A 13,133-nucleotide genomic window follows, 5' to 3' on the forward strand; every position below is an offset into this window, starting at 1 on the left:
AGGCTAACCTAAAAGTGACGGGCGAAGGTGATCCCTGCTCGTCACCCCGGCGCCCATCGTGTGCGCACCGATCCCGCAGAACAGGAGTCTCTCCATGTCCGTGCCCAGAACCCTCACCGCCACGAGCGTCGCTCTCGTCGGCCTCCTCGCCCTCGCCGGGTGCGCTTCCGGCGGCTCGGCGGAACCGGAGAAGACCGAACCCGCGGCAGCATCCGTCACGATCGAGGACAACACCGGCACGCACGAGATCCCGACGCCTCCCGCGTCTGTCGTGGCCCTCGACAACCGCACATTCCAGACGCTCTCCGACTGGGGCGTCGAACTCTCCGCCGCCGCCGTCGCGCTCATGCCGGAGACCGTGTCGTACGTGAAGGACGACGCGATCGTCGACATCGGACTCCACAGCGAGCCCGACCTCGAAGCGGTCGTCGCCGTCGAGCCCGACCTGATCATCAGCGGCCAGCGGTTCACGCAGCACAACACGGCGATCGCGGACCTCGTGCCCGACGCCACGATCATCGACCTCGAGCCGCGCGAGGGTGAGCCCTTCGACGAGGAGCTCAAGCGTCAGGTCACCGTGCTCGGTGAGATCTTCGGCAAGCAGGACGAGGCCGACAAGCTCGTCGACGACTTCGATGCTGCCGTCGAGCGCGCCAAGGCCGCCTACGACGACGCCGACACCGTCATGGCCGTGAACACCTCCGGCGGCGAGATCGGCTACCTCGCCCCGACCGTCGGACGCTCGCTCGGACCGATCTACGACATCCTCGGGCTGACCCCCGCACTCGAGGTCGACGACGCGACCGACGACCACCAGGGCGATGAGATCTCGGTCGAGGCGATCGCCACCTCGAACCCCGATTGGATCCTCGTGCTCGACCGCGACGCCGTGTTCGCCGCCGAGACCCCCGACTACGTGCAGGCGGCCGAGATCCTCGAGAGCTCGGAGGCGCTTGCCGGCGTCACCGCCGTCAAGGAGAAGCAGCTCGTCTACATGCCCACCGACACCTACCTGAACGAGGGCATCCAGACGTACACGGCATTCCTCAACGACCTCGCAGACGCCCTCGAGAAGAGCGCGAAGAACTGAGGTACTGCGGCGGCATCCGGGTGACCCGGATGCCGCCGCATCGTCATCATGGTCTCCACCGACATCGCCTCGCCGCCCCGCAACGCCGGGCGGCTCTTCGACGTGAAACTGCTCATCGGCGTGCTCGTCGTCGCCGTGCTCCTCGTGATCTCGCTCTTCACCGGGGTGTACGACGTCACCGGCGCGGAAGACGGCGCGCAGATGTTCCAGATCACGCGCGTTCCCCGCACGATCGCCCTCGTCCTGGCCGGCGCCTCGATGGCCATGGCGGGTCTGGTGATGCAGCTGCTCACCCAGAACCGCTTCGTCGAGCCGACGACGACCGGAACGACCGAGTGGGCGGGGCTCGGACTCCTGTTGGTCATGATCCTCGTGCCGCAGCCGTCGCTCTCGCTACGGATGGCCGGTGCGGTGCTCGCGGCCTTCGTCGGCACGATGGTGTTCTTCGCGTTCCTGCGGCGGGTCGCCCTCAAGTCCTCCCTCATCGTGCCGATCGTCGGGATCATGCTCGGTGCGGTCGTCGGCGCGCTGTCGACGTACCTCGCGCTGGCGACGAACTCGCTGCAGATCATCGGCGTCTGGTTCGCAGGCAGCTTCACCTCGGTGATGCGCGGCCAGTACGAGATGCTCTGGATCGTGGCGATCGTCGGCGTGATCGTGTTCATCGTCGCCGATCGACTCACCATCGCCGGCCTCGGCGAAGAGGTCGCCACCAACGTCGGCGTGAACTACAACAGGATCATCCTGCTCGGAACGGTGCTGATCGCGGTCACCACCGGTGTGGTCACCGTGGTCGTCGGCAATCTTCCCTTCCTCGGGCTCATCGTGCCGAACATCGTCTCGATGGTGCGCGGCGACGACCTGCGCAGCAACCTGCCGTGGGTGTGCCTGCTCGGCATCGCGATCGTCACGGTGTGCGACATCATCGGACGCACCATCATCATGCCGTTCGAGGTACCGGTGTCGCTGATCCTCGGGGTGGTCGGTGCCGTGGTGTTCGTGCTCCTCCTGCTGAGGCAGCGTCGACGTGGCTAGCGGCGTGATGAGCGAGGTGGCGACCACCGGCCCGCTCCGGTCGGCGGGCTCGTTCACGACCGCGCGTGCGCGCCGTCGCTACTTCGTCGTGCTCGGGACCCTTCTCGTCCTCGCCGCCGTCTCGGGCTTCGGCCTGCTGGCGTGGGCGAATCCGATGCCGGTCGGCTCCACCGGGTTCTGGCGGATCGCCCAGCACCGGGCGACCGACGTCACGGTCATGGCGCTCGTCGCGGTCGCGCAGGCCATCGCCACGGTGAGCTTCCAGACCGTCACCAACAACCGCATCATCACCCCGTCGATCATGGGTTTCGAATCGCTGTACCGCGTGGTGCAGACCTCGACCGTGTACCTGTTCGGCGTGGCAGGGATCGTGGCGATCCAGGGCATCGGGCAGTTCGCGATCCAGGTCGCGATCATGGTCGCTCTCGCCGTCGCCCTCTACGGTTGGCTGCTGTCCGGCCGCTACGGCAATCTGCAGATCATGCTCCTGGTGGGCATCGTGATCGGGGGAGGCCTCGGGGCGATCTCCACCTTCATGCAGCGCCTGCTCACGCCCAGCGAGTTCGACGTCCTGGCCGCGCGCCTGTTCGGCAATGTCTCCAACGCCGACTCCTCGTACCTGCCGTTGGCGATCCCACTGGTCGTGGCGGCGTCTGCGCTGCTGTGGCTCCGCTCGCGTCGGCTCAACCTGATGGCGCTCGGGCCCGATGCCGCGCGCTCCCTGGGCGTCGATCATCGCCGTGAGCTGTTCATCGTGCTGTTCCTCGTCGCCGTGCTGATGGCGACATCGACGGCTCTGGTGGGACCGATGACGTTCCTCGGCTTCCTGGTGGCCACGCTCGCCTACCAGTTCGCCGACACGCACGACCATCGGCTGATCTTCCCCGTCGCGGTGCTCACGGCCTTCACGATCCTGGCCGGGGCCTACTTCGTGATGAAGAACGTCTTCTACGCGCAGGGGATGGTGTCGATCCTCATCGAGCTCGTCGGCGGCACCGTCTTCCTCATCGTCATCCTCAGAAAGGGCAGACTGTGATCGCTCTCGACGGCGTTCGCCGGGACTACAGCAGCGAGGTCGCGATCGGCCCCGTCGACCTCGAGATACCCGCCGGCGGCATCACCGCCCTCATCGGTCCGAACGGGGCGGGCAAGTCGACCCTGCTCACGATGATCGGTCGTCTCAGTGGAATGGACGCCGGTGCGATCGAGATCGCGGGACTCGACGTGGCCTCCACCAAGTCGAAGGACCTGGCGAAGGTCGTGTCGATCCTGCGTCAGGAGAACCACTTCGTGACCCGGCTCACCGTGCGCCAGCTCGTCGGCTTCGGGCGCTTCCCGCACTCGAAGGGGCGGCTGAATCGCGGCGACGAGGAGATCATCAGTCGGGCAATCGACTTCCTCGACCTCGGCGCCTTGGAGGGCCGCTATCTGGATGAGCTCTCCGGCGGGCAGCGCCAGCGCGCGTACGTCGCGATGGTCCTGGCGCAGGACACCGAGTTCGTCCTTCTGGACGAGCCGCTGAACAACCTCGACATGCGGCACGCCGTGCAGATGATGAAGCATCTTCGGCGGGCGGCGGAGGAGCTGGGGCGCACGATCGTCATCGTCCTGCACGACATCAACTTCGCCGGGCACTACGCCGACCACATCTGCGCCATGAAGGACGGTGCTGTGGTGGAGTTCGGGTCCCCCGCCGCGATCATGACGGACGAGGTGCTCACCCGCGTGTTCGACACTCCTGTGCGCGTCGTCGACGGTCCGTCCGGGCCGCTTGCCGTCTACTACTGAGCGGGCCCCTCAGAGCTCGATGCCGTGGTCTTCGTCGTTGACGCCGGCGTTGTTGCCCCGGCGCGACTCGTAGCCGAGGAACCAGCCGAGCCACACGATCGCCGCGAGCAGCACACCGAGCCAGACGTTCTGGAAGATCAGCCCGATCACGACGCCGACGATCAGCAGGCCGACGGTGACGAGGATGCGCAGCAGAGAACGTGACATGGCCTCAGCTTAGGTGGCGTCCTCAGTGCCCACGATGATCTTCGGGTGCGAGGCGGGGACCCCTTCGTGGCTCCTGCACACCGCTGGCGTGGATGAGGCGCACGACTCGTTGCCGCTGTCCGGCCCAGGGGGCGAGGAGCTCGACCATGCCGTCGTCGTCGGTGCGCTTTCCCGTCAGCGCGTAACCGACCTGGTGGGCGAGGTGATAGTCGCCGACGCTGACCGCATCCGGATCTCCGAGTGCGCGGATGCGGGTCTCCGCCGAGGTCCACACCCCCACGCCGGGAAGGCTCGTGAGCACGCGGTCGCGGTCGGCCCCTGTGACGGCGGCTCCCACAGCGCGGGCGATGCGGTCGCCGCGCTCGGCCGCGCGCACGATGGTGCGCGACTGGGGCGGTTCGACCCCGGCACGGTGCCAGGCCCAGGAGGGGATGCGGAACCACTGCTCGGGCGAGGGAGCGGCGAACATCGGTCGCGGAGTCGGCCCCGGCGCCCGAGTGCCGAAGCGGGATACCAGCCAGCGCCACGCGCCGAAGGCCTGCATGCCGGTCACCTTCTGCTCGAGGATCGCGCACGCGAGCGCGTCGAACACCTCGTCGGTGCGGGTCAGACGCAGGCCCGGGTGTCGTCGCGCGGACTCGGCGATGAGCGGGTGCAGCGCGGGATCGAAGTCTCCGGAATCGTCGTGGGCACCGCAGAGCGCGGGCACGCTGTCGAGAGCGTGCTCGGCACCGGGACCCCAGGCCGAGGCTCGAACCTCGTCGCCTGACATGCGGACCGCGAGTGTCGTGGGGCCGTGCGGGGTACGCGTGGCACGCCAGATCACCGTTCCGTCGATGATGGTCGTCGGATCGTTGCCGCCGCGGCGGAGCATGCCGACCGTGCGACGCAGGTCCAGGGGGTGCGGTGGTCGGTAGACGGTCTCTCGGGGAGCATCCGCGGAGGCGGCGTCGGCCGCCGCGGGATGCTCGATGAGGGTCATGCGCCCACCCTACGCGTCGGTTCTGACACCGACTCCCGGCGACTCAGAAGCGGTCGGGCGAGGGGGTGCCGTGGCCGTAGCGGATGACGACGTCGGCGTGCCGGTCGAAGCGGTATCCGATGCCGCGCACGGTGCGGACGATGTCCTCGTAGCGACCGAGCTTCGCGCGGAGGCGACGCACGTGCACGTCGATGGTGCGCTCGCCGGGAGTCTCGTCGTCCTGTGCCTGCCAGAGGGCGGAGACCAGCTCGCTGCGCTCGATGGTGCGGCCCTCGCGGAGCACGAGGTACTGCAGCAGCTCGAATTCCTTGTACGTGAACGCGGCGGACTCGCCGTCGATCAGCACGCGCTTGCGGGAGATGTCGACGGTCACGCCGCTCTCCTCGTCGGTGGTGTCCTCCTCAGCGGCGGCCTTGGTGCGGGCGATGGCGCCCGGCTCCTGCAGCGCGAGCCGGACCACATCGAGGTCACGGCCGCCCGAGCCGTGCGGTGCGAGCGCGACGGTGGCGTGGGTCTCCGCTCCGGGCGCGAGCTCGGCGAGGGTGCGGCGCAGTGCGTCGACGAGGAGGGGGAGGCTGACCCCGGCCTCTGCGGCCTTGATCTCGTCCAGCCCCACGTAGAGGGCGAAGCCACGGGGCGAGCGCACAGCGGGAAGGTCGGCTCCCGCTGCGGGGAGGGGTGCGGAGGGCTCCGGCTGGGTGCGGGTCGCGGCGGTGGTGGCGGGACGCTCGAGAAGTGCGGTGTTCGACATGATGATGAAGTCCTCAGGACGTGAGCCCGAATCGAACGGGGCTCTGATGCGTTGCATGAATGACCGGCGGAGCCGGGAAGCGAGCGAGGGTGGATGCTCGGAGACACTGACCTCGCAGATGGCGAGGAGTTCAGGTCAGGCGGGGTGGCTGTTCGTTCAGCGACACATTCGGCAACACATACCGACGCGACCGGGCATCATCATCCCGGCAGTCCTGTTCGCCTCCTGGGCGGACAAAGGGCTTGCGTTGGTGGTCATGGGGGGATTATGTCTGATCGTGACGCCCCATGTCAAAACGCCCGGGCGCTCGGAGCGGGCGTAACGTGGTTCGAATGACGATCTCGCACACTGTCGACGGCTTCATCCTGACCGACGAGAAGGACGCCTCGCGGTACACGCTCATGCGCGACGACAAGCTCGTGAGCGTGCTCGACTACCGTGACGATGGCCGGACGATCGCGCTCACCAGGGCGTTCACCGTCCCGACTTTCCGCGGCAACGGCTATGCGGGGAAGGTCGTCGAGGGAGCTGTGGCTGACATCGAGGAGCGAGGTGATCGCAAGGTCGACGCCGTCTGCTGGTACGTCGCCGACTGGTTCTCCGCCCACCCGGAGCGTGCCGGTCTCCTGCGCACCCGCTGACTCTCCGGTCGTATGACGAACTGTTACGGTCGCTCCCTGCGAGGATGACGTCATGAAACTCGCCGAAGCCCTCACCGCACGCGCCGACCTGCAGCGCCGCATCGAGCAGCTGCGGGCGCGCATCGTCGCGAACGCCCGCTACCAGGAAGGTGAGGAGGCGGCGGAGGATGCCGCCGCCCTGATCGTGGAGGCGGATGCCGCGCTCACGCAGCTTCGCGACCTCATCCGGCGCATCAACGCCACCAACGCGCGTCTCGATCTGGGGGCCGACGGCACCATGACCGACGCGCTCGCCGCGCGCGACGTGCTACGTCTGCGGCACTCCGTGCTGACCGATGCCGCGGCCGCGGCCTCCGGGTCCAACGACCAGTTCCTGCGCCAGATGCGATCGGAGCTGCGGCAGGTCGCGGCGCTCCCGGTGGCGCAGCTGCGCTCGCAGGCCGACGCCGTGGCCCAGGAGCTGCGCGAGCTCGACAACCGGATCCAGCAGGCGAACTGGTCGAACGATCTGGAGGAGGAGAGCGGAAGTCGGTAGTCACGAGGAAGCGGGCACAACCCCCAGCCGGCGGGGCAAGCCGGCACCTGTCGGGCGGAGGGCAGCCCCGATATTGCATCGCGCAGCCCCGCACGCCGCACAGGTGAAGGTGCACAGCGCATCTCGCATCACCGCGTGCCGATCATCGTGACGAGGGTGGGTCAGGGGACCTTCCGCTTCTTCTTCGTACCCCTGGGGCGAGAGTGCCTGCGATAGGATCGAGTTCTGCTCAGCCCCGTTGGCTGAGGCGGTCAGGTGCCGAGAGGCACGCTGATCCGAGGCTCGAAACCTCCGGCATCCTCAACAGACACCGGAGGTTTTTCCATGTCTTCTTCCCTGCGCGCCCATCCTCGTTCCCGGTGGTGGGCACTCATCGTCATCTCGCTCACGCAACTGGTCGTCGTCCTCGACGGCACGATCGTGAACATCGCCCTGCCCCGCGCCCAAGCTGCCCTCGGGCTCTCGGACGGGCAGCGACAGTGGGTCGTCACGGCCTACGCCCTGGCTTTCGGGGCCCTGCTGCTGCTCGGCGGCCGGATCGCCGACTACGTCGGGCGCAAGCGCGTCTTCATGATCGGCATGGTCGGATTCGGAGCGGCATCTCTGTACGGCGGGTTCGCACAGCAGGGGTGGGAACTGATCCTCGCTCGCGGGCTGCAGGGGGCCTTCGCCGCCCTCCTCGCGCCCGCCGCGCTCGCCCTTCTCACCGTCACGTTCCCCTCGGGGCGGGAGCGGAACACCGCATTCGCCGTCTTCGGAACCGTGGCCGGCACCGGCGCAGCCGTCGGGTTGCTCCTCGGCGGCGTGCTCACCGAGTTCGCCGACTGGCGCTGGTGTCTCCTGGTCAACCTCTTCTTCGTCGCGATCGGCGTGATCGGCGGCGCACTCTTCCTGACCGAGAGCAAGGCAGAGGGCGAGAACCGCTACGACGTCTGGGGTGCGATCTGCGTGACCCTCGGCCTCGGTGCGCTCGTCTACGGATTCAGCCGTGCCGAGAACGGGTGGGCCGATCCGCTGACGATCGCATTCCTCGCCATCGGGGTCGTGCTCCTGGCCGTGTTCGTCTGGGTGGAGAGCCGGGTGGCGCAGCCGCTGCTACCCCTGCGCGTCGTCGCGGACCGAGTGCGAGGCGGGGCGTTCCTGATCCAGGGAATCGCCGGTGCGATCATGATCGGGGCAACGATCTACCTGACCTTCCACCTGCAGTTCGTGCTGGGCATGGGCGCGCTGCAGGCGGGCCTCGCGAGCCTGCCGCTGCCGATCGCGACCATGGTTCTGGCCCCGATCGCGACCAAGCTGCTGTCGGTGATCGGCCCACGTCCGCAGCTGGTCGTCGGACCGCTGTTCGCCGCGGTCGGGCTGTTCCTGCTCTCCGGGATCACCCCGGACGGCGCCTACTTCGTGCAGATCGCTCCGGGACTGGTGCTCCTGGGCATCGGCATGGGGTTCGTCTTCATCCCGCTGCAGAACCTAGCGCTCTCGGGAGTCGCCCCGCATGACGCGGGAGTGGCGTCGGCGGTGGCGAATTCATCGATGCAGATCGGCGGCTCGATCGGCCTGTCGGTGTTCACCGCGGTGTACGCCGCCTCCGTCGGCGGTCGCTCTCAAGCCGATCTCGCACCGCAGCAGTTGACCGACGCCTACGGGTGGACCTTCATCACCGCGTCGATCCTCATGGTCGTGGCGTCCGTCATCGCGGCGACCATGGTGCGCGGCACGAAGGAGCAGCTGCTTCCGGCGCAGGACACGCCCGTTCTCACGGCGCACTGACGTGGTGGCGCGGCATCCGTTCCGGGGCGAGGATCCCGCATCGGGAACGGATGCCACGGCACGCCTCGGACGGAATGTCGGAGGGGCTTCGTACCGTGTGAGTATGCGCATCCTGCACACCTCTGACTGGCACATCGGCCGGACGTTCCATGGCAACTCGACCATGGACGCTCTCGCCGAGGTTCTCGGAGCGCTCACCGCACAGGTTCGCGACAACGCGGTCGATGTCGTCGTCATCGCGGGAGACGTGTTCGATTCCGCCACTCCGTCCGGCGCCGCCTACACCCTGCTGGGCGATGCGCTGGTGGCCCTGCACGAGACGGGTGCCCGTGTCATCGTCACCAGCGGCAACCACGACTCGGCCGCACGGCTCGGCTTCCAGGCCCGTCTGCTCCGCGAAGGCATCCACGTGTTGACTGACCCGCTGGCGGTCGGCGTCCCCGTCACCGTCGCCGATGCGCATGGGCCGGTGCACTTCTTCGGAATTCCCTATCTCGAGCCGGCGATCGTGCGCCAGCACTGGCCCGAGGGCGATGGCTCAGGGCGTCAGCTGCGCACGCAGGCGCAGACCATGGCGCATGCGATGGACCTCGTGCGCGCCGGCATGGCGCGACACGAGGGGCGCTCGGTGGCGATCGCCCATTGCTTCGCCGCCGGTGTCGACGCGACGGTCGGGCTCGAGCGCGAGGTGCGTCAGGGCGGCCTCGATGTCGTACCGCTGAGTGTGTTCGACGGTCCTGACTACGTGGCGCTCGGCCACATCCACGGGCGTCAGAAGCTCAGTGATCGGGTCCGCTACGCGGGGGCGCCTCTGCACTACAGCTTCGGGGAGCAGGACAAGCCTCGCGGGTCGTGGCTCGTCGACGTCGATGCCGATGGACTCGCCGAGGTCGAGTGGCTCGAGCTGCCGGTGCCGCGCCGCCTGGTCACGCTCACCGGCCCGCTCGACGAGCTCCTTTCCGCCGAGAGCGTCGCCACGCACGCAGACGACTGGGTCTGCGCCGTGTACACCGACGCCGTGCCGCAGACCGAGCCGATGCGCCGCCTCCGCGAGAGCTACCCCTACTGCGCCATGGTGCAGCATCAGCCCGAGGTCAGGGCCGAAGCAGACGAGCGCTCCTACGTGCAGCGTCTTCGCAACGCGGTGACCGATGCCGACCGCATCGATGCCTTCCTCGAACATGTGCGGGCGGGTCAGGGACCGACGGTGGCCGAGCGCGACCTGATCCGGGCGATCCTCGACGAGCGTGTGCGCGCCGAGGCGCTCGTCTAGATGCGTCTTCATCGCCTGGAGGTCGAGGGCTTCGGCCCCTTCCGCTCGCGTCAGACGGTCGACTTCGACGCGTTCGCCGACGATGGCATCTTCCTGATCGCCGGACGGACCGGGGCGGGCAAATCCAGCATCCTCGACGCCGTCTGCTTCGGTCTCTACGGCGGAGTGCCACGATACGACGGCGGCGAGAAGCGCCTTCGGAGCGACCACTGCGAGCCCGACGATCCCTCAGAGGTGGTCGTCGAGTTCAGCACTCCCACCGGCCGGTTCCGGGTGACCCGTTCGCCCGAGTATCTGCGCCCGGCCAAGCGCGGCGGCGGCATGACCAAGCAGGCGTCGGCCGTGGCCCTCGACGAGTGGACGGATGCAGGGTGGGTCGGACGCGCCGCACGCGCGGTCGATGTCGCAGGCGAGCTCGACGAGATCCTCCAGCTCAGCCGCGAGCAGTTCCTGCAGGTGATCCTGCTCGCGCAGAACAGGTTCTCGGAGTTCCTGCTCGCGGGGAGCCGCGACCGGCAGGCGCTGCTGCGCAGGCTGTTCGGCACGCAGCGTTTCGAAGATGTGCAGGCGCGGTTCGATGAGCGTCGTCGGGAGGCGGAGCAGGCGCTCGGCACTCGGCTCGCGACCGTCGAGGCCCGTGTCGACGAGGCCGAGCGCCTTGTGGCCGCCGATGGGTTGTCGGGAGACGGCGATGACACAGAGCCCGAGGCTCCGCACGTGTCGTCGTCAATCGATGAGCGTCTCGGCGCCCTCCGACGGGCGAAGGCCCGCGCCGACTATCGTGCAGAGCGCCGAGCATCGGAGCGCATCGACGCGGAGAAGCAGTCGGCGGCAGCCGATGAGGCGCTCGCTGCGACGCGCGAGGAGCAGCGCGCGCAGCGTGAGCGCGACCGCGCCAGGGCTGCGCTCGAACGCCTCGACTCCGAGGTGCCCGTCATCGAGGAGGCCCGTGCGGAGCTCACCGCGGCGCGCGCCGCCGAAGCGCTCCGCTCGACGATCGCCGCCGCGGCACGTGCACATACGGCGTTCGCGAGCGCATCCCGAGACGAACAGAGCGCCCGTGCGGCAGGAGAGGCCCTCGGGCTCGCTGTGGATGGCGACCTGGACGCGTGGACGGCGGAGCGCACCCGGGAAAGCGGAGCCTGGCAGCGGGCGCGAGAACTCGAAGAGGCGGCGCCGGCACTCGACGCCGAGGTGCGATCGGCAGAGGCCGCGGTCGAAGCAGCGACTCTACGCATCGAAGCCGCGGACGCGAAGCGCACCGCACTTCCCGACGAGATCGCCGCGCTGACAACGAGACGAGACGAGACCCGGCGCCTCGCCGACCGTGTGGACGACCGACAGGCGGCCTTGGCGGCGGCAGACGTGCGTCGAGAGGCCGCGCGGGAGGCGGAACGGCTGCGTGCCGCCGAGAGCGCACTCGACCTCGAGCTCACGCAGGCCACAGCGCTGCATGCGGCTGCGCAGTCGGCCCTGTCTCAGCTGCGTCAACGGCGAACCGACGGCATGGCCGGAGAGCTCGCATCGACACTCCGACAGGAACATCCCTGCCCTGTCTGCGGCTCGCTCGATCACCCGGCACCGGCCACGCATTCCGACCCCGTCTCGCTCGAGGACATCGCCCTCGCGGAAGAAGCGCGAGATGCCGCGGCGCAGAAGGAGCGGCAGCTGGCGTCGACCTCCTCGACGCTGCGCGCCGAGTCGGCCGCCGCCACCGCCCGCGCCGACGGGCGGGACATCGAACAGGCCGAGAGTGAGTACGCCGACGCCGCTGCGGCGCTCTCGATCTCCCGTGCGGCCCTGGAAGACCTCACGGCGCTCGACATCCAGCTGGGCGAGCTCGTCGCCCGTGCCGAGCGGCTCGATGCCGAACGGGAAGAGGATGCGCGAGCCCTTGCGGAAGCACGAGAACAGCACGCTCTACTGCGGCAGCGGAGCGCCGAGGCGCACGAACTGATCGTCGAGGCGCGGGGTGGATTCGACACCGTCGCCGCCCGGCTCGCCGACACGGAGTCGAGGATTGCCGCAGCGCACGCGCTCATCCAGGCCATCACGGAGCGCACGCGCAGGGCCGAGGCGCTCGTCGAGGCGGAGACGGAGCGGGACGCGGCGCTCGCAGAATCCGTGTTCGACGACGTGGCCGCCGCCGAGGGGGCGCTGCGTTCGATGGAGGAGCAGGAGGCCCTCGACGCGAGGATCGCCCGGCATGCCGTGCAGCGGGAGAAGGAACGGGCCGTCCTGTTCGATCTCGAACTGCGTACGCTGCCCGAGGAGCCGATCGACCTGGAGCCGGCTGAGCAGGCATCTGCCGCCGCCCGCGGCGCCTGGACGGCGGCCGTCGACGAAGCGGCGAGGGCGGCCGGCACAGCGGAACGGCTCGGAGGCCTGATCGAGTCGGCCTCGACCGAGCATGCCCGCACCGCCGACGACGCCGCGGAGTTCGAGGTGCTGCAGAACCTGGCCGACACGATCGCGGGCAGAGGCGCGAACACCCGCAAGATGACGCTCGAGACCTTCGTCCTCGCCGCCGAGCTCGAAGAGATCGTCGAGGCGGCCAACCGCCGGTTGCACGACATGTCGACGGGCCGCTACCAACTGCAGCACTCCGATGCACTGGCGGCTCGAGGTGCTGCGTCCGGTCTCGGCATCGTGGTCTCCGATGCCTTCACCGGTCAGACCCGACCGCCGCAGTCGCTGTCGGGGGGCGAGACGTTCCTCACCTCCCTCGCCCTCGCTCTGGGACTGGCCGAGGTCGTCACCGCACGCGCGGGCGGGATCCGCCTGGACACCCTCTTCATCGACGAGGGATTCGGCTCCCTCGATGGAGACACGCTCGACGTCGCGATGCGCACTCTCGACGAGCTGCGACAGGGAGGCCGGACGGTCGGGATCATCAGCCACGTCGAGGCCATGCAGGAGCAGATTCCCGCTCAGCTCACGGTGCGAGCGCTGCCGAACGGGCCCAGCATCATCGAGGCCCGCTGAGGCAGGCGCGCTGAGTCAATCGTGGCCCGCTGAGTCGTGTACGGCGGAGCGCAGGCCGGTTGAGTCGAAACGCTGG

12 protein-coding genes are annotated in these 13,133 nt (G+C 68.8%); 9 read left to right on the forward strand and 3 right to left on the reverse strand.

All coding sequences use genetic code 11. The annotated features are described in order from the left end of the window. The first annotated feature begins 94 nt into the window (after nucleotides 1–94). From ASC55_RS14715 to ASC55_RS14730, 4 genes are read left to right on the forward strand one after another with little or no spacing between them, the layout of a single operon-like run. Nucleotides 95–1,090, forward strand: coding sequence for a siderophore ABC transporter substrate-binding protein (locus ASC55_RS14715; protein ID WP_055869962.1), 996 nt, complete (start codon nucleotides 95–97; stop codon nucleotides 1,088–1,090). Nucleotides 1,091–1,138: 48 nt separating this feature from the next. After that, on the forward strand, nucleotides 1,139–2,125 hold the full coding sequence (locus tag ASC55_RS14720; protein WP_055869965.1) for an ABC transporter permease: 987 nt from the start codon (nucleotides 1,139–1,141) through the stop codon (nucleotides 2,123–2,125). A gap of 7 nt (nucleotides 2,126–2,132) precedes the next feature. After that, a complete protein-coding gene (locus tag ASC55_RS14725; RefSeq protein WP_055877070.1) occupies nucleotides 2,133–3,161 on the forward strand; it encodes an iron chelate uptake ABC transporter family permease subunit in 1,029 nt (342 codons plus the stop codon). After that, entirely contained in the window at nucleotides 3,158–3,913 is a 756-nt protein-coding gene (locus tag ASC55_RS14730) for an iron ABC transporter ATP-binding protein (RefSeq protein ID WP_017828100.1), read from the forward strand. The genes ASC55_RS14725 and ASC55_RS14730 overlap by 4 nt, the downstream gene beginning before the upstream one ends. 9 nt (nucleotides 3,914–3,922) lie before the next feature. On the opposite strand, the gene ASC55_RS14735 is transcribed toward ASC55_RS14730, so the two are convergent. From ASC55_RS14735 to ASC55_RS14745, 3 genes are read right to left on the reverse strand one after another with little or no spacing between them, the layout of a single operon-like run. After that, on the reverse strand, nucleotides 3,923–4,120 hold the full coding sequence (locus tag ASC55_RS14735; protein WP_017828101.1) for a hypothetical protein: 198 nt from the start codon (nucleotides 4,118–4,120) through the stop codon (nucleotides 3,923–3,925). A gap of 22 nt (nucleotides 4,121–4,142) precedes the next feature. Further along, the gene (locus tag ASC55_RS14740; protein WP_055877072.1) at nucleotides 4,143–5,102 is read right to left on the reverse strand and encodes a DNA-3-methyladenine glycosylase family protein; all 960 of its coding nucleotides are present in this window, start codon (nucleotides 5,100–5,102) and stop codon (nucleotides 4,143–4,145) included. A gap of 43 nt (nucleotides 5,103–5,145) precedes the next feature. After that, on the reverse strand, nucleotides 5,146–5,853 hold the full coding sequence (locus tag ASC55_RS14745; RefSeq protein WP_055877075.1) for a winged helix-turn-helix domain-containing protein: 708 nt from the start codon (nucleotides 5,851–5,853) through the stop codon (nucleotides 5,146–5,148). 332 nt (nucleotides 5,854–6,185) lie between these two features. Between ASC55_RS14745 and ASC55_RS14755 the strand changes: the two genes are divergently transcribed. From ASC55_RS14755 to ASC55_RS14775, 5 genes are all read left to right on the forward strand, one after another. Then, nucleotides 6,186–6,494: a GNAT family N-acetyltransferase gene (locus tag ASC55_RS14755; protein WP_055877081.1), complete on the forward strand. Its 309-nt coding sequence runs from the start codon at nucleotides 6,186–6,188 to the stop codon at nucleotides 6,492–6,494. A 52-nt stretch (nucleotides 6,495–6,546) separates the two neighbouring features. Further along, a complete protein-coding gene (locus ASC55_RS14760; RefSeq protein ID WP_055877084.1) occupies nucleotides 6,547–7,029 on the forward strand; it encodes a DIP1984 family protein in 483 nt (160 codons plus the stop codon). Nucleotides 7,030–7,353: 324 nt separating this feature from the next. Next, the gene (locus ASC55_RS14765) at nucleotides 7,354–8,799 is read left to right on the forward strand and encodes an MFS transporter (protein ID WP_055877087.1); all 1,446 of its coding nucleotides are present in this window, start codon (nucleotides 7,354–7,356) and stop codon (nucleotides 8,797–8,799) included. Nucleotides 8,800–8,902: 103 nt separating this feature from the next. Further along, nucleotides 8,903–10,072, forward strand: coding sequence for an exonuclease SbcCD subunit D (locus tag ASC55_RS14770; RefSeq protein WP_055869977.1), 1,170 nt, complete (start codon nucleotides 8,903–8,905; stop codon nucleotides 10,070–10,072). Continuing rightward, nucleotides 10,073–13,057 carry an AAA family ATPase gene (locus ASC55_RS14775; protein ID WP_055877089.1) on the forward strand — a complete coding sequence of 995 codons (2,985 nt, stop codon included), beginning with the start codon at nucleotides 10,073–10,075 and terminating at the stop codon, nucleotides 13,055–13,057. The last annotated feature ends 76 nt before the right edge of the window (nucleotides 13,058–13,133 follow it).

It is taken from the genome of Microbacterium sp. Root322 (assembly GCF_001425645.1).
GTDB lineage: Bacteria > Actinomycetota > Actinomycetes > Actinomycetales > Microbacteriaceae > Microbacterium > Microbacterium maritypicum.

Excerpts from the sequence above, each read along its gene's own strand:
- ASC55_RS14715 (WP_055869962.1), top strand. The coding sequence starts at position 95 with ATGTCCGTGCCCAGAACCCTCACCGCCACGAGCGTCGCTCTCGTCGGC.
- ASC55_RS14720 (WP_055869965.1), top strand. The coding sequence starts at position 1,139 with ATGGTCTCCACCGACATCGCCTCGCCGCCCCGCAACGCCGGGCGGCTC.
- ASC55_RS14725 (WP_055877070.1), top strand. The coding sequence starts at position 2,133 with ATGAGCGAGGTGGCGACCACCGGCCCGCTCCGGTCGGCGGGCTCGTTC.
- ASC55_RS14735 (WP_017828101.1), bottom strand. The coding sequence starts at position 4,120 with ATGTCACGTTCTCTGCTGCGCATCCTCGTCACCGTCGGCCTGCTGATC.
- ASC55_RS14740 (WP_055877072.1), bottom strand. The coding sequence starts at position 5,102 with ATGACCCTCATCGAGCATCCCGCGGCGGCCGACGCCGCCTCCGCGGAT.
- ASC55_RS14745 (WP_055877075.1), bottom strand. The coding sequence starts at position 5,853 with ATGTCGAACACCGCACTTCTCGAGCGTCCCGCCACCACCGCCGCGACC.
- ASC55_RS14755 (WP_055877081.1), top strand. The coding sequence starts at position 6,186 with ATGACGATCTCGCACACTGTCGACGGCTTCATCCTGACCGACGAGAAG.
- ASC55_RS14760 (WP_055877084.1), top strand. The coding sequence starts at position 6,547 with ATGAAACTCGCCGAAGCCCTCACCGCACGCGCCGACCTGCAGCGCCGC.
- ASC55_RS14765 (WP_055877087.1), top strand. The coding sequence starts at position 7,354 with ATGTCTTCTTCCCTGCGCGCCCATCCTCGTTCCCGGTGGTGGGCACTC.
- ASC55_RS14770 (WP_055869977.1), top strand. The coding sequence starts at position 8,903 with ATGCGCATCCTGCACACCTCTGACTGGCACATCGGCCGGACGTTCCAT.
- ASC55_RS14775 (WP_055877089.1), top strand. The coding sequence starts at position 10,073 with ATGCGTCTTCATCGCCTGGAGGTCGAGGGCTTCGGCCCCTTCCGCTCG.